The sequence below is a fragment of the Geodermatophilus sp. SYSU D00965 genome (assembly GCF_054050075.1).
Map to the genome: position 1 here is coordinate 19,576 of NZ_JBJGYQ010000019.1, position 17,020 is coordinate 36,595.

16 protein-coding genes are annotated in these 17,020 nt (G+C 76.2%); 12 read left to right on the forward strand and 4 right to left on the reverse strand.

Annotated elements, in window-relative coordinates; all coding sequences use genetic code 11:
* Nucleotides 1-2: 2 nt before the first annotated feature.
* Nucleotides 3-3,104, forward strand: a complete 3,102-nt coding sequence (locus ACI789_RS17720) for a bifunctional [glutamine synthetase] adenylyltransferase/[glutamine synthetase]-adenylyl-L-tyrosine phosphorylase (protein ID WP_457010689.1) — start codon at nt 3-5, stop codon at nt 3,102-3,104.
* A gap of 4 nt (nt 3,105-3,108) precedes the next feature.
* On the opposite strand, the gene ACI789_RS17725 is transcribed toward ACI789_RS17720, so the two are convergent.
* Nucleotides 3,109-3,318: a hypothetical protein gene (locus ACI789_RS17725; protein WP_457010690.1), complete on the reverse strand. Its 210-nt coding sequence runs from the start codon at nt 3,316-3,318 to the stop codon at nt 3,109-3,111.
* A gap of 172 nt (nt 3,319-3,490) precedes the next feature.
* Between ACI789_RS17725 and ACI789_RS17730 the strand changes: the two genes are divergently transcribed.
* The 3 genes from ACI789_RS17730 to ACI789_RS17740 all read left to right on the forward strand — a co-directional run bounded on the left by ACI789_RS17730 (nt 3,491) and on the right by ACI789_RS17740 (nt 5,075).
* Entirely contained in the window at nt 3,491-4,303 is an 813-nt protein-coding gene (locus ACI789_RS17730) for an aquaporin (RefSeq protein ID WP_457010691.1), read from the forward strand.
* A 75-nt stretch (nt 4,304-4,378) separates the two neighbouring features.
* Nucleotides 4,379-4,681: a hypothetical protein gene (locus tag ACI789_RS17735; RefSeq protein ID WP_457010692.1), complete on the forward strand. Its 303-nt coding sequence runs from the start codon at nt 4,379-4,381 to the stop codon at nt 4,679-4,681.
* A 55-nt stretch (nt 4,682-4,736) separates the two neighbouring features.
* Nucleotides 4,737-5,075 (forward strand): CDGSH iron-sulfur domain-containing protein, encoded by a 339-nt coding sequence (locus ACI789_RS17740; RefSeq protein WP_457010693.1) that lies wholly within the window; start codon nt 4,737-4,739, stop codon nt 5,073-5,075.
* A gap of 30 nt (nt 5,076-5,105) precedes the next feature.
* Here ACI789_RS17740 and ACI789_RS17745 read toward each other — a convergent pair whose 3' ends face one another.
* Nucleotides 5,106-6,608, reverse strand: a complete 1,503-nt coding sequence (locus ACI789_RS17745) for a methyl-accepting chemotaxis protein (RefSeq protein WP_457010694.1) — start codon at nt 6,606-6,608, stop codon at nt 5,106-5,108.
* A gap of 195 nt (nt 6,609-6,803) precedes the next feature.
* Nucleotides 6,804-7,814, reverse strand: coding sequence for an iron-containing redox enzyme family protein (locus tag ACI789_RS17750; RefSeq protein ID WP_457010695.1), 1,011 nt, complete (start codon nt 7,812-7,814; stop codon nt 6,804-6,806).
* Nucleotides 7,815-7,889: 75 nt separating this feature from the next.
* On the opposite strand from ACI789_RS17750, the gene ACI789_RS17755 reads away from it, so the two are divergent.
* The 7 genes from ACI789_RS17755 to ACI789_RS17785 all read left to right on the forward strand — a co-directional run bounded on the left by ACI789_RS17755 (nt 7,890) and on the right by ACI789_RS17785 (nt 16,020).
* A complete protein-coding gene (locus ACI789_RS17755) occupies nt 7,890-8,744 on the forward strand; it encodes an SDR family oxidoreductase (protein WP_457010696.1) in 855 nt (284 codons plus the stop codon).
* 57 nt (nt 8,745-8,801) lie between these two features.
* Nucleotides 8,802-10,517 carry a bifunctional metallophosphatase/5'-nucleotidase gene (locus ACI789_RS17760; RefSeq protein ID WP_457010697.1) on the forward strand — a complete coding sequence of 572 codons (1,716 nt, stop codon included), beginning with the start codon at nt 8,802-8,804 and terminating at the stop codon, nt 10,515-10,517.
* 220 nt (nt 10,518-10,737) lie between these two features.
* Entirely contained in the window at nt 10,738-11,598 is an 861-nt protein-coding gene (locus tag ACI789_RS17765; RefSeq protein ID WP_457010698.1) for an FAD binding domain-containing protein, read from the forward strand.
* Nucleotides 11,598-12,062 carry a (2Fe-2S)-binding protein gene (locus tag ACI789_RS17770; protein WP_457010699.1) on the forward strand — a complete coding sequence of 155 codons (465 nt, stop codon included), beginning with the start codon at nt 11,598-11,600 and terminating at the stop codon, nt 12,060-12,062. Before ACI789_RS17765 ends, ACI789_RS17770 begins: the two co-directional genes overlap by 1 nt.
* Nucleotides 12,059-14,341, forward strand: a complete 2,283-nt coding sequence (gene pucD, locus ACI789_RS17775; RefSeq protein WP_457010700.1) for a xanthine dehydrogenase subunit D — start codon at nt 12,059-12,061, stop codon at nt 14,339-14,341. The genes ACI789_RS17770 and pucD overlap by 4 nt, the downstream gene beginning before the upstream one ends.
* Before the next feature lie 6 nt (nt 14,342-14,347).
* Nucleotides 14,348-15,382 (forward strand): s-methyl-5-thioribose-1-phosphate isomerase, encoded by a 1,035-nt coding sequence (locus tag ACI789_RS17780; protein WP_457010701.1) that lies wholly within the window; start codon nt 14,348-14,350, stop codon nt 15,380-15,382.
* Nucleotides 15,379-16,020 (forward strand): class II aldolase/adducin family protein, encoded by a 642-nt coding sequence (locus ACI789_RS17785; protein ID WP_457010702.1) that lies wholly within the window; start codon nt 15,379-15,381, stop codon nt 16,018-16,020. The genes ACI789_RS17780 and ACI789_RS17785 overlap by 4 nt, the downstream gene beginning before the upstream one ends.
* A 7-nt stretch (nt 16,021-16,027) precedes the next feature.
* Here the strand turns inward: ACI789_RS17785 and ACI789_RS17790 are convergent, their stop codons facing one another.
* Nucleotides 16,028-16,297, reverse strand: a complete 270-nt coding sequence (locus ACI789_RS17790; protein ID WP_457010703.1) for a hypothetical protein — start codon at nt 16,295-16,297, stop codon at nt 16,028-16,030.
* 76 nt (nt 16,298-16,373) lie between these two features.
* Here ACI789_RS17790 and ACI789_RS17795 point away from each other — a divergent pair, with 76 nt between their 5' ends.
* Nucleotides 16,374-16,919: a DUF1353 domain-containing protein gene (locus ACI789_RS17795; RefSeq protein ID WP_457010704.1), complete on the forward strand. Its 546-nt coding sequence runs from the start codon at nt 16,374-16,376 to the stop codon at nt 16,917-16,919.
* Nucleotides 16,920-17,020 lie beyond the last annotated feature (101 nt).

Genomic DNA, 17,020 nt, shown 5'->3' on the forward strand with positions numbered 1-17,020 from the left:
CGGTGACGACCAGCGAGCAGCGGGAGGTCCCGCGCCGGGCGGTGGTCCGGCTGGTGCGGTTCGGCTTCCTCGACGGTGAGCGCGCCGCGCGGATCCTGTCCGAGCCCGAGATCGGCCTGTGGGACCTCGAGCGCAACGAGCCGGCCGACCCGGAGGCCGGACCGGTGGTCTCGGCCCTGGCCCGCAGCGGCGACCCCGACCTGGCGGTGCTCTCGCTGCACCGGCTGATCGAGGCCCTCGACCGGGCCGACCCCACCGGCGGTTCGGCCGCCACCCTGCTGGCCCGGCTGCGCGGCTCGGCGCTGCTGCGCGCCCGGCTGCTCGGCGTGCTCGGCGCCAGCTCCGGCCTGGCCGACCACCTCGCCGCGAACCCCGGCGACTGGACGGCCCTCGACGGCGACGGGCGGGGCTCGGCGCGACCGACCGCGCACGCACTGGAGCGGCAGATGCTCGTCGCCGTCGGCGCCGACCCCGACGACCCGCCCTGGGGCGTGCGGCTGGGCAAGGCCGCGCCGGACGCCTCCCCGAAGCGGGTGGCCGACCTGCGGCTGGCCTACCGCCGCGCGGTGCTCTCCGTGGCCGGCCGCGACCTCGGCGAGAGCCTGGCTGCCGAGGACGTCGCCGCGGAGCTGGCCGACATCGCCGCCGCCGTCATCACCGCGGCGATGGCGGTGGCCGTCGCCGAGCAGCCGGCCGACGCCGCGGCCTGCCGGCTGGCGGTCATCGGCCTGGGCAAGTGCGGCGGCCGGGAGCTCAACTACGTCAGCGACGTCGACGTGGTCTTCGTCGCCGAGGCGGTCGACCCCACCGACGAGGAGGGGCCGGCGATCCGCAGCGCCACCCGGGTGGCCGCCGCGCTCATGCGCATCTGCCACGAGGCCGCGTGGGAGGTCGACGCCGCGCTGCGGCCGGAGGGCAAGGCGGGGGCGCTGGTGCGCACCCTGAACGGGCACGCCGCCTACTACCGGCAGTGGGCCAGCACCTGGGAGTTCCAGGCGCTGCTCAAGATGCGCCCGGTCGCCGGCGACCCCGACCTCGGCCGCGCCTACGTCGAGGAGCTGTGGCCGCTGGTCTGGCAGGCCGGCGAGCGGCCCGGCTTCGTCGCCGAGGTGCAGGCGATGCGCCGCCGGGTGCTGGAGAACATCCCGCCGGCGCAGGCCGAGCGGGAGCTCAAGCTCGGCCGGGGCGGCCTGCGCGACGTGGAGTTCGCCGTCCAGCTGCTGCAGCTGGTGCACGGGCGGGTCGACGTCCGGCTGCGGGTGGGCGGCACGCTGCCGGCCCTCATGGCGCTGTCGGCCGGCGGCTACGTCGGCCGGGACGACGCCGCGACCCTCATCGCCTCGTACCGCTTCCTGCGCACGGTCGAGCACCGGCTGCAGCTGTTCCGGCTGCGCCGCACGCACCTGCTGCCCACCGACGACCAGCAGCGCCGCTGGCTGGCCCGCACGCTGGGCTACAAGCCCGACGCCCGCGGCGACGCCGCCGCCGTCCTCGACGCGGAGCTGGCCCTGCACACCCGCGAGGTGCGCCGGCTGCACGAGAAGCTGTTCTACCGGCCGCTGCTGTCGGCCGTGGCCAAGGTCCCCGCCGAGGCCGCGCAGCTGGGCTCCCAGGCCGCGGCCGACTGGCTGCGGGCCCTCGGCTTCGCCGACCCCGACGGCGCGCTGCGGCACATGGCCGCCCTCACCGGCGGGCTGTCCCGCTCGGCGGCCATGCAGAAGTACCTGCTGCCGGTCGTGCTGCAGACCCTCGCCGACTGCGCCGACCCCGACGCCGGCCTGCTGGCCTACCGCAAGGTCAGCGAGGCACTGGGCGGCAACCAGTGGTACCTGCGGCTGCTGCGCGACGAGGGCCAGGTCGCCGAGCGGCTGGCCCAGCTGCTGGGCTCCAGCCAGTACATCGCCTCGCTGCTCACCCGCACCCCGGAGGCGCTGCGGATCCTCGCCACCGACGACGAGCTGCGGCCGCGCAGCGCGGCGACGCTGGCCGGCGCGTGGCGGCAGGCGGCCGGGCGGGCGGCCGACCCGCAGGACGGCGTCCGGGTGCTGCGCGGCCTGCGCCGCTCGGAGCTGCTCCGCGTCGCCGCCGCCGACCTGCTGGGGATGCTCGACGTCGACCAGGTCGGCCGGGCGCTCACCGACATCGCCGTGGCCACCCTGCGGGTCGGCCTGGACGCGGCGGTCCGCGCGTACGCCGCCGAGCAGGGGATCGAGCCGGCCGACGTCCCGACCGACGTGGCGGTGATCGGCATGGGCCGGCTCGGCGGCGGCGAGATGGGCTACGGCTCCGACGCCGACGTCCTGTTCGTGCACCGGCCCCGGGAGGGGGCGGAGGACACGAGGGCGACCGCGGCGGCCAACGCGATCGCCCACACGCTGCGGCGCCTGCTCGGCGAGCCGGCGCCCGACCCGGCCTTCGAGGTCGACGCCGACCTGCGCCCGGAGGGGCGGCAGGGCGCGCTGGTCCGCAGCCTGGACTCCTACCGCGAGTACTACGAGCGGTGGATGTCGGTCTGGGAGGTGCAGGCGCTGCTGCGCGCGGTCCCGGTCGCAGGGGACGAGGCCCTCGGGACGGCGTTCGTCGAGCTCGTCGACCCGATCCGGTACCCGGCCGACGGGCTCGACGACGGGCAGGTCGCCGAGATCCGCCGGATCAAGGCCCGGGTGGAGCGGGAGCGGCTGCCGCGCGGCGCCGACCCGAAGACGCACACCAAGCTGGGCCGCGGCGGGCTCGCCGACGTCGAGTGGACCGTGCAGCTGCTCCAGCTGCAGCACGCCGCCGAGGTCCCTGCCCTGCAGGTGCCCTCCACCGTCGGCGCGCTCGAGGCGCTGCGGGAGGCCGGGCTGCTCGACGCCGACCAGGCCGACGCGCTGCGGACGGCGTGGGAGCTGGCCACCCGTGCGCGCAACGCGGTGTTCCTCGTCCGCGGCCGGCCCAGCGACCAGCTGCCGCGGCCGGGCACGGAGCTGTCCGGGGTCGCCCGCGCCAGCGGCTACGGCCCGGACGCCGACCCGGGGCAGTTCCTCGACGACTACGGCCGGGCGACGCGGCGCGCGCGGGGCGTCGTGGAGCGGGTGTTCTACGGGCAGGCGCCGGCCGGCTGACCCCCTACGGTGCCGGGTCCGCGCCGGGTGCCAGGAGCCGCTCGGACTCCGCCTGCAGCAGGTCGTAGCACTCGCAGGCGACCTCGTGGAGCCCGTCGGCGTCCACGACGGTGGTCCGTCCTCGGGTGTACCGGATCAGGGCGCGGACACCCCCGGCCGAGGCCGCGAGGACGACGACGTCGAACGGCGATCGGTTCCCGCCCGGCGCCGCCACGACGGCCGGGCCACGCCTGTGTCAGGTGCCTGACACATCAGCGACACGGCGGCCCGCCGAAGGGCCCTGGCGGTCGGGCACCCGACGGGCCAGCCTGGGACCGGAGCCCGCATCGCGGCCGCCACGGGGATGGCGCGGGGGAGCGGATGCGGTCGTCCCCGGAGGTCGTCCCGTGACCCCCACCCTCGCCCGGCAGGTGCTCGCGGAGTTCGTCGGCACCGCGGTGCTGGTCTTCGTCGCCGTCGGCTCGGCCGTCGCCGGGATCGACCAGCTCGGCCCGACCGGCGTGGCGCTGGCGTTCGGACTGGTCCTGCTGGGCCTGGCCTACGCCCTCGGCCCGGTGTCGGGCTGCCACGTCAACCCCGCGGTCACCCTCGCGGTGCTGCTCGCGCGCGGCATGACCGCGGCCGAGGCCGGCGCGTACTGGGTCGCCCAGTTCGCGGGCGGGATCGTCGGGGCCGCGCTGCTCGCCCTGCTCACCAGCGGCTTCGGCGGGCTGTTGGACCAGACCGGCGCGCTCGGCAGCAACGACTACGGGGCCACGATCAGCCTCGGCGGCGCCTTCGTCCTCGAGGTGCTGCTCACCGCGGTGTTCGTCCTGGTCATCCTGCTGGTGACCGGGCGGGCGGCCGCTCCGGGCTTCGCCGGCCTGGCGATCGGGCTCACGCTGACCGCCGTCCACCTGATCGGCATCCCGCTGACGGGGACGTCGGTCAACCCCGCGCGGTCGCTGGGGCCGGCGCTGTTCGCCGGCGGGGAGCCGCTGGCCCACGTCTGGCTGTTCATCCTGGCGCCCCTCGTCGGAGCCGTCCTGGCGGTGGGCTCCTCCCGGGTCCTCCCGCTGCCCGCGGAGGTCGAGGCGGCCGGGACGGCGGAGGCCGGAGCGGCGCCGGTGCCGGCCGACCGGACCGGCGTGGACCTGCCGCCGGAGACCGCACCCGCGCCGCGCCCGCCGTCCGGGGCGGAGCGGGCCGAGCACGGTTGACGACCGCGGTGCTTGCAGCCCGGCGAGGATCGGGCGGACCATCGGAGCAGGCCTCAGTGTCGGGAGGAGAGTGGGATGTCCGACCCCGTCCGACGTTCGCCGGAGCACCCGACGGACTACGTCGACATGTCCCCGGCGGAGAAGCTGATGTGCGAGTGGGAGGCCCGCCACGACGTGGCCGCCCGGGGCGGCCGGGTGGACCCCGCGGCGGCACTCCTGCACAACCTCAGCCACACCCGCCGGGAGGAGCTCCTGCACCACCACGACCACCCCGAGCGCCGGCAGCGGGAACGGGACGCGCGGGAGGCGTTCGCCACCGAGCACCCGTTCACGGCGTCGTGGGTGCGGTGGGGCGAGGACCCGCGCTCCGGTCACTGACCACCCCGCGGGGGAACGGGGTGTGCGCCCGGGTCGGGCGGGGCAGGGGAGGACCGTGTCCGCGATCCGCCCCGTCCCGGCCGACCCGTCATGCCCCGACGTGCCCGTCGACGGCACGCCGCAGGCCGAGCCGGCCGGAGGGGCCACGATCACCCCGTACCGGGACGGTCCGCTGATCGTGCGCGGCGACTTCCGCCTGGTCGACCAGGACGGCAACGAGATCGACCCCGGCCGGCAGACCGTCGCGCTGTGCCGGTGCGGGAAGTCCGGCATCAAGCCGTTCTGCGACGGCACGCACAAGCGGGCCGGGTTCTCCGCGCCCAGCGCACCCAGCCGCCCCCGGCCGGCCGCCCGCATCCTGCGGGACGGCCGCCCGGGGTCCACCGCCGGCTGACTCCGGGCGGCCCCGCCCCGGGGCCCTCGCTCAGCCGCGGCCCTCGAAGGCCTTGGCCATGCGCTCCTGCTCCTCGAGTGCCTCGCCGATCCGGGCCTGCACCGCGTCGAGCTGACCGATCACCTCGCTGGTCGCGTGGATGCCGGCCGACACCGAGTCGGTGCTGGTCTGGATGCCGGTGATCTGGGTCGACACCCGCTGGGTGGCGGCCGCCGTCTCGCGGGCGAGGTCCTTGACCTCCCCGGCGACCACGGCGAACCCGCGGCCCAGCTCACCGGCGCGGGCGGCCTCGATGGTCGCGTTCAGGGCCAGCAGGTTGGTCTGGTCGGCGATCGAGGAGATGATCCGGATGACGTCGCTGACCGACGCCGACGCCCGGCCCAGCGCCTCCACCTCCGCGGTCATCGACGAGGCCTTGGCGACGGCGCTCTCGGCGACCCGGCCGGCCTCGGCGGCGGCGTCGCGCAGCTCGGCCACGGTCTCCAGCAGCGCGCGGGAGTTGGCCGCGTCGGCCTCGGCGCGGCGCAGGATGTCCAGCCGCTGGCTGACCAGCTGCTGGACGTTGCGCAGCGCGGACGTGCGGGACTCCGACAGTTCGATCGTCTCGGTGACGAAGAAGTCCATCGTCCCGACGACGCGGCCCTCCGAGATGACCGGGAAGCAGACCCCCGAACGGACCCCGGCCCGCTGCGCGGCGGGCGCGCGGACGCAGTCGGTGACCTCGGCGAGGTCACGGACGAACACCAGGTCGCGGGCCCGCCAGGCGCGGCCGGAGAGGCCGACGCCCTCGGCGAAGCTGGCGGCCAGGGTCACCTGGCGGAACTCGTCGCCGGCCGAACCGGACTCGACGCTGAACCGCAGCACGTTCTCGGCCTCGTCCAGCGCCCAGTACGACCCGTAGGCCCAGCCGAAGGCCGAGCGCACCGTGTCCAGCGCGATCCGCAGCGCGGATGCCTCGTCCCGGGCCTCGCCGACCCGGCCGACGACGGTGGTGACCGCCTCGCGGTCGTCGAGGGTCTCCTTGAGCTGCGCGGCGGCCAGCGCCTGGCGCCGGGCGTGCGCGGCCACCCGCGAGATCGCCCGCCACTTCTCCGCCCGGCCACCGAAGAAGGGCAGGTCGCCGCGGGTGTAGTACTCCTGGACGGCGACCACCCGGCCGTCCTCGAGGACCGGGAGGAAGCAGCCGCGCCGCGCGCCCGCCGCCGCCGCCGTGGCCCAGCGGCCGCAGGAGCCGGTGGAGCTGGACCCGTCGCAGAGCACCTCGCGCTGCTGCCGCACCGCCTGCCCGCCGAAGCCGTCCCGGCTGGTCATGACGCTGTCGGCGGGCCAGCGGGCCGACATGGCCTGGCTGAGCTCGCCGATCTGGGCGGCCAGCCGGAAACCGTCGCCGTCCCGCAGCCACACCGCCCCGTAGGCCATGCCCAGGGCGCCGACCAGCGCGGTGACGACCTTGACGTGGGCGTCCCGCTCGCTGGTCACGCCCTGGTCCAGGACGCTGAGCACCTGCTCGAGCGCCTCGACGTCGCGGGGCATCTCGGCGGTCGACGGCGTGCCGGTCGGGATCGGGGGGTCGGTACGCCGCCACATGGGAGGGCCTCTCGCAGGTCGGGTGGGCCGGCGTGGAGCGCCCGCGACCGCCGGACCCGCCGACGTCCACCGCCCCACTCCGAGGTGTCGCGGAGAACATCGGCAGCGCACAACCGAAGTCCACTCGGACCCGACCCCAGGTCAGGCCGCGAGTGGCCGCTCCCCGCGCAGCCCGGAACGGCCCGCCTCCCAGGCCCCCAGCAGGTGCCGGGCGGCCAGCCCGTCGACGGCCAGCGCGCAGGCCGCGCCGAACAGGACGTCCCGGAGGAGGCGGGGGTCCTCCGCGACGAGGGACCCGCACATGTCCACCGCGGCGATCTGCTCGTGGACCGCGTCGGCCTCCACGTGCTCGTCGTAGAAGACGGTGGTGTCCGCGTCGAAGCCCAGCCGGCGCAGCCCGGCGGAGTAGCGGCGGGAGGGCTCGGAGGAGGTCATCTCCACGGCGGTCAGGTGACCGACCGCGGCCGCCCGCCAGCGCCGGTGCAGACCGAACAGCGACATGGTGTTCACCGACGCGAACGCGCAGGCGGGGGCGGCGTCCCACAGCGCGCCGTAGCCGGCGTCGAGCCCGAGGTCGCGCATCAGCCCGGCGAACAGCTCGCTGTGCATGCGCGCCGGCGCGCCGCCGCCGTACTCGTCGGCCTGGATCTCCACCATGGCCGCCTTGGCGCGGCCGGCCAGCCGCGGGACGGCGAAGGTGTGCGGGTCGCCCTCCTTGAGGTGGTACACCGAGCGCAGCGTCAGGTACTCCCGCCACTGCTCGAGGGTGCCGGTGCGGGCCAGGTACGACGACAGGGACGGCGAGTCGTCGGCGGCGATCAGCGCGGCGAGCTGCCGGTCGACCGGCGCGTCGGTCCCGGCGAGCTCCCCGGTCAGCGTGGTGAGCGCCTCGGTGTGCCGGCGCTCCAGGTGCGCGCGCAGGCCGATCAGACCCGGTTCCCACTCCCAGGTGTCGGCCACCCCGTCGAAGCCGCGGTAGTGCAGCTCGTAGCAGACGGCGAGGGCCAGCTGGAGGTCCTCGTCGCCGAGCGGGTCGGGGGAACCGGCCACCGTCCGGTGCGCCTGCTCGACGGTGTGCGGGGAGAGCGCGCCGCCGGCGAGGTCGGCGAACAGGGCGGACGTGAGGGGCCCCCGGGGCTCGGGCAACTGCATGCACCGGCCATGCCCAGCACCTGCGCGTTCGATGCGCGTGAGGAGTGTGCTGTCGCCCATGGGTAGGACACCACCATGTCGAGCACCCCCGACCGCGTCGTCCTCGTCACCGGCGGCAGCGCCGGCATCGGCCGCAGCACCGTCACCCGGCTGGCCCGGGGCGGAGCGCGGGTGGTCACCTGCGCCCGGGACGGCGACCGGCTGGCCGAGGCGCTCGACGGGCTGCCCGGGGTCACCGGCGTGGTGGCCGACGTCGCCGACGCCGGTGACCGTGCCCGCCTCGTGGAGCGGGTCCTCGACGAGCACGGCCGGCTCGACGCCGTCGTCCTCAACGCCGGGCTGGGCTGGGCCGGCCTGGTCGAGGACATGCCGGGCGAGGTCGTGGAGGGCATCGTCGCGCTCAACCTCACCGGGGTGATCGAGGTGACCCGGCTGGCCCTGCCGCACCTGCTGGCGGCGGCGGCCGAGCGGGGGCGGGGGGACGTCGTCACCATCGCGTCGGTCGCGGCCTGGTCGCAGGTGCCGCCGCTGACCGTCTACTCGGCGACCAAGGCCGGCGTGGGCGGCTTCGTGACGGGGCTGCGCCGCGAGGTGACCGCGCGCGGCGTGCGGGTGCACACGGTGAACCCCGGCCCGGTCGCCACCGAGTGGCTGGCCCGCGGGCACGGCTCCCCGCCGGCCTCGGACGCCGACGCGCCCGGCCGGCTCTCCCGCGGCATCGACCCGGACCGGGTGGCCGCCCAGGTCGAGCGGTGCCTCGCCGCGCCGCGGTCGCGGACGGTCGCCGTCCCTCGCTGGATGGGGCTGGCCCGGCTGGGCGAGGTGCCTCCGGTCGACCGGCTGCTGGACCTGGTGCTCTCCCGCCAGGCCGGCCGGATCCGGCGGATCGCGGCCCGATCGGTGCAGCGGCGGACCGGTCCTCGCGTTTGACGGGCCCGGGCGCAGACCCCACGGTGGGGTGTCCGGTCGGCTCCCCGGAGGGTCCGCATGCACCTCACCGCCCCGCGCCGCGCCGCCGTCCTCGCGGCCGCGACCTCGACCCTGGCCGCGCTCGGGGTCGGCGTCGTCGCCCCGGCCGGCGCCGCACCGCCGCCGGTGGAGGTGCAGCTGCTGGCGCTCAACGACTTCCACGGCAACCTCGAGCCGCCGTCCGGCTCCGGTGGCCGCGTCCAGACCGGGGTGAACGCCGACGGCACCCCGCAGACCGTGGACGCCGGTGGCGCGGAGTACCTCGCCACGCAGCTCGCCGACCTGGCCGAGCAGCAGCGCGAGGAGAACACGATCACCGTCGCCGCGGGGGACCTGATCGGCGCCTCCCCGCTGCTGTCGGCGGCCTTCCACGACGAGCCCACCATCGAGTCGCTCGGCCTGGCCGGGCTGGACTACGCCAGCGTCGGCAACCACGAGTTCGACGAGGGGCCGGCCGAGCTGCTGCGCATCCAGGACGGCGGCTGCCACCCCGTCGACGGCTGCGCGGACGGCACCCCCTACGAGGGCGCGGACTTCCGGTACCTGTCGGCCAACGCCTTCGTCACCGAGACCGGCGAGCCGCTGCTGCCGCCCTACGCGGTGCACCGGGTGCAGGGCGTCGACATCGGCTTCATCGGGATGACCCTGGAGGGCACCGGCGCGATCGTCAGCCGGGAGGGCACCGCCGGCCTGGAGTTCCGCGACGAGGTCGAGACGGCCAACCGGCTCGCCGCCGAGCTGCAGTCCCAGGGCGTCGAGGCGATCGTCGTGCTGCTCCACGAGGGCGGCGCGCAGACCGGCGAGAACGCCTGGGACGTCAACGGCTGCGCCGGCCTCACCGGGCCGGTCGTCGACATCGCCGCCGGCATGGACGACGCGATCGACGTCGTCCTCAGCGGCCACACCCACCAGGCCTACAACTGCGAGATCGACGGCAAGCTGGTGACCAGCGGCAGCTCGTTCGGGCGGCTGGTCACCGACGTCGACCTCACCCTCGACCGGGCCACCGGCGACGTCCTCACCGCGGCGGCCGAGAACGTGGTCGTCCGCCGGGACGTCGCGGCCGACCCCGCGCAGACCGCGCTCATCGCCCGCTACCGGGAGGCCCTCGGGCCGATCGCGAGCGAGGTCGTCGGGACCGCGGCGGTCGACCTGACCCGCACCCAGGAGCCGCTGCTCGACGGGGCGGAGTCCGCGCTCGGCAACGTCATCGCCGACGCGCAGCTCGCGGCCACCGACGACGAGGCCGGCGCGGTCGCCGCGTTCATGAACCCCGGCGGCGTGCGGGCGGACCTGCTGGCCGGCGAGGTCACCTACGAGGAGGCCTTCACCGTGCAGCCCTTCGCCAACAACCTGGTGACCCTCGACCTCACCGGCGCGCAGCTGCAGTGCCTGCTCGAGCAGCAGTTCCAGCTGGAGCGGGTGCTGTACCCGGCCGGGATCTCGTACCGGGTCGACCCCGCCGGGACCGCTGCGGCGGCCGGCGCCGACCCGTGCACCGGCACCCGGGTGCCGGACGGGTCGGTGCAGATCGGCGGTTCGCCCGTGACCGCCGACGCGACGTACCGGGTGACCGTCAACAACTTCCTGGCCGGGGGCGGGGACGGCTTCACCGTGCTGACCGGGGGCACGAACCCGGTGACCGGGCCGATCGACCTCGACGCGTTCACCGCGTACCTCGGCGCCTCCTCGCCGGTACCCGCGCCGGCCCTGGACCGCATCGCCCCGGTCTGACCGGCCCGGCGCCGGCCCGCCCGATCCGCGCCGGGCGGCCGGACACGCGCCGTCGTCGCCGTCCTCGCCGCACACCGCGAGGACGGCGACCACGGCGCGAGGTCGGTCCCTGAACGGGTGGCGGCGACGCTCCTTGTCACCGTCCGCGTCTCGCTGTTTCCTGCTCGTCACATCCCTCGTGCACAGTGCCGTGCACGCCGAGGGACAGCGAGGAGCGCCGATGGACTTCCTGCAGCCGACGACGTGGGCCGACGCGCTCGCCGCGCGCGCCGAGCGGCCGGACGCGCTGCCGATCGCGGGCGGCACCGACGTCATGGTCGAGCTCAACTTCGACCGGCGCCGTCCGGCGGCGCTGCTGGACCTCACCCGCGTGCCCGAGCTGCGCGAGTGGGGTCCCGAGGACGGTCGGGTCCGCCTCGGCGCCGGCGTCCCGTACGCGCGGGTGATCCGGGAGCTGGGGGCGCAGCTGCCCGGCCTGGCGATGGCCTCGCGCACCGTCGGGTCGCCGCAGATCCGGGTGCGCGGCACGGTCGGCGGCAACCTCGGCTCGGCCTCCCCGGCCGGGGACGCGCACCCGCCGCTGCTGGCCGCCGGCGCCGAGGTGGAGCTGGTGTCGGCCGCCCGGGGCGCCCGGCGGGTGCCGGTCGCGGACTTCTTCACCGGGGTCAAGCGCAGCGTGCTCGCGCCCGACGAGCTGATCGCCGCCGTCCTCGTGCCGCCGGCGACCGGGCCGCAGCAGTTCTGCAAGGTCGGCACCCGCAACGCCATGGTGATCGCGGTGTCCGCCTTCGCCCTGGCGCTGCACCCCGACCGCCAGACGGTGGGCACCGGCATCGGCTCGGCCGCGCCGACCCCGCGGCGGGCGCCGGAGGCGGAGGAGTTCCTGGCCGCGGAGCTGGACTGGGCGGCGCGCGGCCCGCTGCCGGAGGCGCTGGCCGCGGAGTTCGGGCAGCGGGTGGCCGCGGCGGCCGCGCCGATCGACGACGTCCGGGGGAGTGCGGCCTACCGGCGGCACTCGCTGGCGGTGCTGGCCCGCCGCGCCGCCACCTGGGCCTGGGACGACCTGAGGAGGGCAGCCTGATGCGCGTCACCACGACGGTCAACGGCACCGGACAGCAGGTGGACGACGTCTGGCCGGGGGAGAGCCTGCTGTACCTGCTGCGCGAGCGGCTCGGGCTCCCGGGCGCGAAGAACGCCTGCGAGCAGGGTGAGTGCGGGTCGTGCACGGTCTACCTCGACGGGGAGCCGGTGTGCGCCTGCCTGGTCGCGGCCGGCCAGGCGATCGGCCGGCAGGTGACCACGGTCGAGGGGCTGGCCGAGGAGGGCCGGCTGCACCCGGTGCAGGAGGCGTTCGTCGAGGCCGGCGCCGTGCAGTGCGGGTTCTGCACGCCCGGCCTGGTCGTCGCCGCGCACGACCTGCTGGCCCGGGTGCCGCGACCGAGCGACCCGGAGATCCGCGAGGCGCTGGCCGGCAACCTGTGCCGCTGCACCGGCTACGAGAAGATCCTCGACGCCGTCCGGTTGGCCGCGGAGCGCTCGGCATGACCGCCACCGAGGTCGGGGTCCGCAGCCCGGGCCGCATCGGCGAGAGCGCGCTGCGCCCCGACGGCACGCTCAAGGTCACCGGCGAGTTCGCCTACGCCAGCGACCTGTGGCACGACGACATGGTCTGGGGCGTCACGCTGCGCAGCCCGCACCCGTCGGCCCGTATCCGCCGGATCGACGTCTCCGAGGCGCTCACCGTCCCGGGCGTGACCGCCGTCCTCACCGCCGACGACGTGCCGGGGGAGAACGCCTTCGGGCTGGAGCACGCCGACCAGCCGGTGCTCGCCGCCGACGTCGTGCGCTACGAGGGCGAGCCGGTGGCGCTGGTCGCCGCCGACCACCCGGAGACCGCCCGCCGGGCGGCGGCCCGGATCCGGGTCGACTACGAGGTGCTGCCCGCGGTCACCGACCCCCGCCGCGCCCTGGACGACGACGCCCCGCGGGTGCAGCCGGGCGGCAACCTGGTGCGCCACCTGCGGCTGCGCCGCGGCGAGGAGCACCCGACGGCCCCGGTCGTCGTCTCCCTCGACTTCGAGGTCGGCATGCAGGACCAGGCGTTCCTCGGCCCCGAGTCCGGCCTCGCCGTCCCGGCCGAGGACGGCGGCGTCGACCTCTACGTCGCCACCCAGTGGCTGCACGTCGACCAGCGGCAGGTGTGCCTGGCGCTGGGCCTGCCGCCGGAGAAGGTGCGGCTGACCCTGGCCGGCGTGGGCGGCGCGTTCGGGGGCCGGGAGGACCTCTCGGTGCACGTGCACGCCTGCCTGCTGGCCCTGCGCACCGGCCGGCCGGTGAAGATGAGCTACGGCCGGGAGGAGTCCTTCTACGGCCACGTGCACCGGCACCCGGCGACGATGACCTACGAGTTCGGCGCCGAGCGCGACGGCACCCTGGTCTACGCGCGGGCCCGCGTGCTGCTCGACGGGGGCGCGTACGCCTCGTCCACCGCCGCGGTCGTGGGCAACGCCGGCCTGCTCGGGATGGGCCCCTACCGCATCCCGTCGGTGGCCGTCGACGCCTACGGGGTCTTCACCAACAACCCGCCGTGCGGCGCCATGCGCGGCTTCGGCTGCGTGCAGGCGGCCTTCGCCCACGAGGCGCTGATGGACGAGCTGGCCGCCGCGGTCGGCGTCGGCCCGGTCGAGATCCGGCAGCGCAACGGCCTGCGCGAGGGCGACCGCACCATCACCGGCCAGCTGGTCGACTCCGCCGCGCCGGTCGCCGAGCTGCTGCAGCGGGTCGCGGACCTGCCGCTGCCCCCGCCGGCGGACACCACCGACCTGCGGGCCCTGCCCGGTGCCGTGGGCAACACCACCCACGGCGAGGGCGTGCGGCGCGGCGTCGGCTACGCGGTCACCTACAAGAACATCGGCTTCTCCGAGGGCTTCGACGACTACTCCACCGCCCGGGTGCGGCTGCAGGTGACCGGTGGCGAGGCCGTCGCGACCGTGCACACCGCGGCCGCGGAGGTCGGCCAGGGGCTGGTCACCGTGCAGCAGCAGATAGCCCGCACCGAGCTCGGGGTGGAGCGGGTGGTCGTCGTCCCGGCCGACACCGCGGTCGGCTCGGCAGGGTCGACGTCGGCGTCCCGCCAGACCTACGTGACCGGCGGGGCGGTGAAGGCCGCGTGCGAGGCGGTCCGGACGGCGGTGCTGCAGCGGGCCGCGATCGCCCTCGGCCGGCCACTGGGCGCGCTGGGCCTGGAGGGGGACAAGGTGGTCGGGCCGGGTGGGGAGGTGCTCGCCGGCCTCGCCGAGGTCCTCGGGGACGACGCGGTGGAGGAGACCGTCGAGTGGCGGCACCGCCCGACCCACGCCGTCGACCCCGAGACCGGGCAGGGCGACGCGCACGTGCAGTTCGCCTTCTCCGCGCACCGCGCCGTCGTGGACGTCGACACCGAGCTGGGCCTGGTCAAGGTCGTCGCGCTGGACACCGCCCAGGACGTCGGCCGGGCGATCAACCCCGACGCGGTCGTCGGCCAGATCCACGGCGGGTCCGCGCAGGGCATGGGCCTGGCGCTGATGGAGGAGATCGTGGTGACCGACGGGCACGTGCGGAACCCGTCGTTCACCGACTACCTGCTGCCGACGATCCTCGACGTGCCGCCGATGCGGGTGGAGGTCCTCGAGTACGCCGACCCGCACGCGCCCTACGGCGTGCGCGGGGTGGGGGAGCCGCCGACGATCTCGTCGGGCCCGGCGGTGGCCGCCGCGGTGCGGGCCGCCTGCGGCAAGCCGCTGCGCCGGGTACCGATCCGCCCGGAGCACGTCACCGGGACCTGAGCCGCCGTGACCGCCACCGTGGACGTGCCCGTCCCCACGCTCGTCGGGCAGAGCGTGCTGGTCGCGCCCGACGCCGTGCGGATCCTCGACCGCCGCGTGTTCCCCTTCGAGCGCCGGTGGGTGACCTGCCGCGACCACGAGGAGGTCGCCACCGCCATCGAGCAGATGGTCACCCAGAGCCTCGGCCCGCTGTTCGCGGCGGCCGGCGGCATGACCCTCGCCGCCCGCGACGCCGACCGGCTGCCGACGAGCCGGGCGCGGCGGGAGTTCGTCCGCGCGGCCGGACGGCGGCTGGTCGCCACCCGGCCGACGAACAACGCGATCCGGGACGTCGTGGCCGAGCTGCTCGCCGTGGCGACGGCGGCCGCGGACGCCGGGGAGCCGGTGGGGCCCGCGGTCGGCGCGGCCGCCCGGGACCTCGCGGAGCGCACCCGGGTCGGCCACCGGCGGCTCGGCGAGCACGCCGCGGCGCTGGTCCCCGACGGCGCCACCGTGCTGACCCACTGCTGGGCCGAGACCTACCTGACCGAGACGGTGGCCGCCGTCCTGCGCGCGGGCCGGCGGATCGAGGCCGTCTGCACCGAGACCCGGCCCTACCTGCAGGGTGCCCGGCTGACCGCGGAGAGCCTGGCCGAGATGGGCGTGCCCACGCGGCTGATCACCGACGGCGCGGCGGCCCACCTGATGAGCCGCGGCGAGGTCACCGTCTTCATGACCGGGGCCGACCGGGTCACCATGGACGGCTGCGTCGTCAACAAGATCGGCACGCTGCAGATCGCCGTCTCGGCGCACGCGTTCGGCGTGCCGTTCGTGGCCCTGGTGCAGGCACCCGACCGGCAGGCGCCGGACGCGGCCGCCGTCGAGCTCGAGGACCGCGACGGCCGGGAGGTCCTGGACTGCCTCGGGCACCGCACCGCGTCGGAGCGGGTCACCGGCGTGTACCCGGCCTTCGACGTCACCCCGGCCCGCTTCGTCAGCGTCGTCGTCACCGACCGGGGGCGGTTCGCGCCGTCGGACCTGGCGTCCCACTTCTCCGCATGAGGGCGCCGGCCACCCTGGGCGAGGCGGTCGACCAGCTGGTCGAGGTGGGCCGGCTGGCCGTCGAGCGGGGGCTGGTCCTGGCCAGCGGCGGGAACCTCTCGGCGCGGCTGCCCGGGCAGCGCGAGTTCGTGGTGACCGCGGCCGGCACCTGGCTGGACCGGCTCGCGGCCACGGACTTCAGCGTGGTCACCCTGGACGGCGCGGTCGTGGGCGGCGCCGCGCGGCCGTCGAGCGAGTGGAAGCTGCACCAACGGACCTACCTGGCCCGGCCCGACGTCAACGCCGTGGTCCACCTGCACCCGCAGCACGCCGTCCTGGTCGACGCGCTGGGCCACCCGATCCGGCTGATCACCCTCGACCACGCCACGTACGTGCGGTCGGTCGGCGTCGTCCCGTACTTCCCCAACGGCTCCGACGAGCTGGCCGACGGCGCCGCCGAGCAGGCCCGGGAGCACGACTGCGTCGTGCTGGCTCACCACGGCTGCTCGGCGCTGGGGCCCGACGTCGGCATGGCCTTCCGCCGGGCGCTCAACCTGGAGGAGGCCGCGGCGGCGACCTACCGGGCGCTGCTGCTGGGCGACACGACCACCTGCTTCCCCCCAGACGCGCTGGCCGACCTGCGGCACGGCCCGCCCTAGCCGGGGGTCAGCCGCGGAGCGCCTCCGGGAAGTCCGGGTAGCCCGAGACGACGTCCTCCAGCTCGACGATGCGCGGGAAGTCGGGGACGCCCTGGTGGCGCAGCAGGAAGCTGACGGTCCGCCGGACCACCGTCTCCTCGTCCTCCCCGGCGATGCCGAGCCCGTCGAGCACCTCCGGGGTGACCTGCACCCAGGTCTCCACCTCCTCGCCCCCGCCCTCCAGGCGGACGAGGTACTGGTGGTCGCCCTGCGCTTCGATCTGGAACGGCTCGCTCATGGCACACGGCTACCCGGCAGCCGGGCCCGGACACGGCGAGTCGGCTCCCTGGTGCCGGTGCTGACACCATGCGGGCGTGCCGTTCGAGTCGACGTCGCTGGTGGTGCGGAGGGTGGACGCGCAGACCTGGGCGGTCGTCGACCCGCTGGTCTACCGCGGCAACCGGGACCGCTTCGTCGTCCCCGCCGGCTTCCGGACCGACTTCGCCACGGTCCCCCGTCTGGTCGTGTGGCTGGTGCCGCGGTTCGGCGCCTACACGCTGGCGGCGATCCTGCACGACTGGCTGTGCACCGAGGGCATCCGGTCGGGCGCGGTGACCTCGCGGGAGGCCGACGGGCTGTTCCGCCGGGTGATGCGGGAGAGCGGCGTGCCGGTGCTGCGCCGCTGGCTGATGTGGTGCGGCGTGCGGTGGGGCGCGCTGGTCGACCCGCTGCGGCGGCCCGGGTGGCTGGTCAGCGCCCCGGGGGTGCTGGCCATCTCGCTGCTCGCCGCGCCGCTCGTCGTCCCGCCCGCGGTGGTCATCGCCCCGGGGCTGCTGGTCTTCGCGCTGGCCGAGGCGGTGGTCGGGGTGTTCGTGCCGACCCGCGCCGAGCAGCTGGTCGTCCCGACGCCGCGGAGCTGAGGCGGCCGAACCCGTTTGTGGCGGCGGACAGAGCGGGCAGGCCGGGCTTGGTCTCCGCGCAGGTCGACGGCGGGGGAGGCCCTCGCTAGCGTCCGGCCAGC

Excerpts from the sequence above, each read along its gene's own strand:
- ACI789_RS17785 (WP_457010702.1), top strand. The coding sequence starts at position 15,379 with ATGAGGGCGCCGGCCACCCTGGGCGAGGCGGTCGACCAGCTGGTCGAG.
- ACI789_RS17790 (WP_457010703.1), bottom strand. The coding sequence starts at position 16,297 with ATGAGCGAGCCGTTCCAGATCGAAGCGCAGGGCGACCACCAGTACCTC.
- pucD (WP_457010700.1), top strand. The coding sequence starts at position 12,059 with ATGACCGCCACCGAGGTCGGGGTCCGCAGCCCGGGCCGCATCGGCGAG.
- ACI789_RS17745 (WP_457010694.1), bottom strand. The coding sequence starts at position 6,608 with ATGCCCCGCGACGTCGAGGCGCTCGAGCAGGTGCTCAGCGTCCTGGAC.
- ACI789_RS17750 (WP_457010695.1), bottom strand. The coding sequence starts at position 7,814 with ATGCAGTTGCCCGAGCCCCGGGGGCCCCTCACGTCCGCCCTGTTCGCC.
- ACI789_RS17770 (WP_457010699.1), top strand. The coding sequence starts at position 11,598 with ATGCGCGTCACCACGACGGTCAACGGCACCGGACAGCAGGTGGACGAC.
- ACI789_RS17765 (WP_457010698.1), top strand. The coding sequence starts at position 10,738 with ATGGACTTCCTGCAGCCGACGACGTGGGCCGACGCGCTCGCCGCGCGC.
- ACI789_RS17735 (WP_457010692.1), top strand. The coding sequence starts at position 4,379 with ATGTCCGACCCCGTCCGACGTTCGCCGGAGCACCCGACGGACTACGTC.
- ACI789_RS17760 (WP_457010697.1), top strand. The coding sequence starts at position 8,802 with ATGCACCTCACCGCCCCGCGCCGCGCCGCCGTCCTCGCGGCCGCGACC.
- ACI789_RS17755 (WP_457010696.1), top strand. The coding sequence starts at position 7,890 with ATGTCGAGCACCCCCGACCGCGTCGTCCTCGTCACCGGCGGCAGCGCC.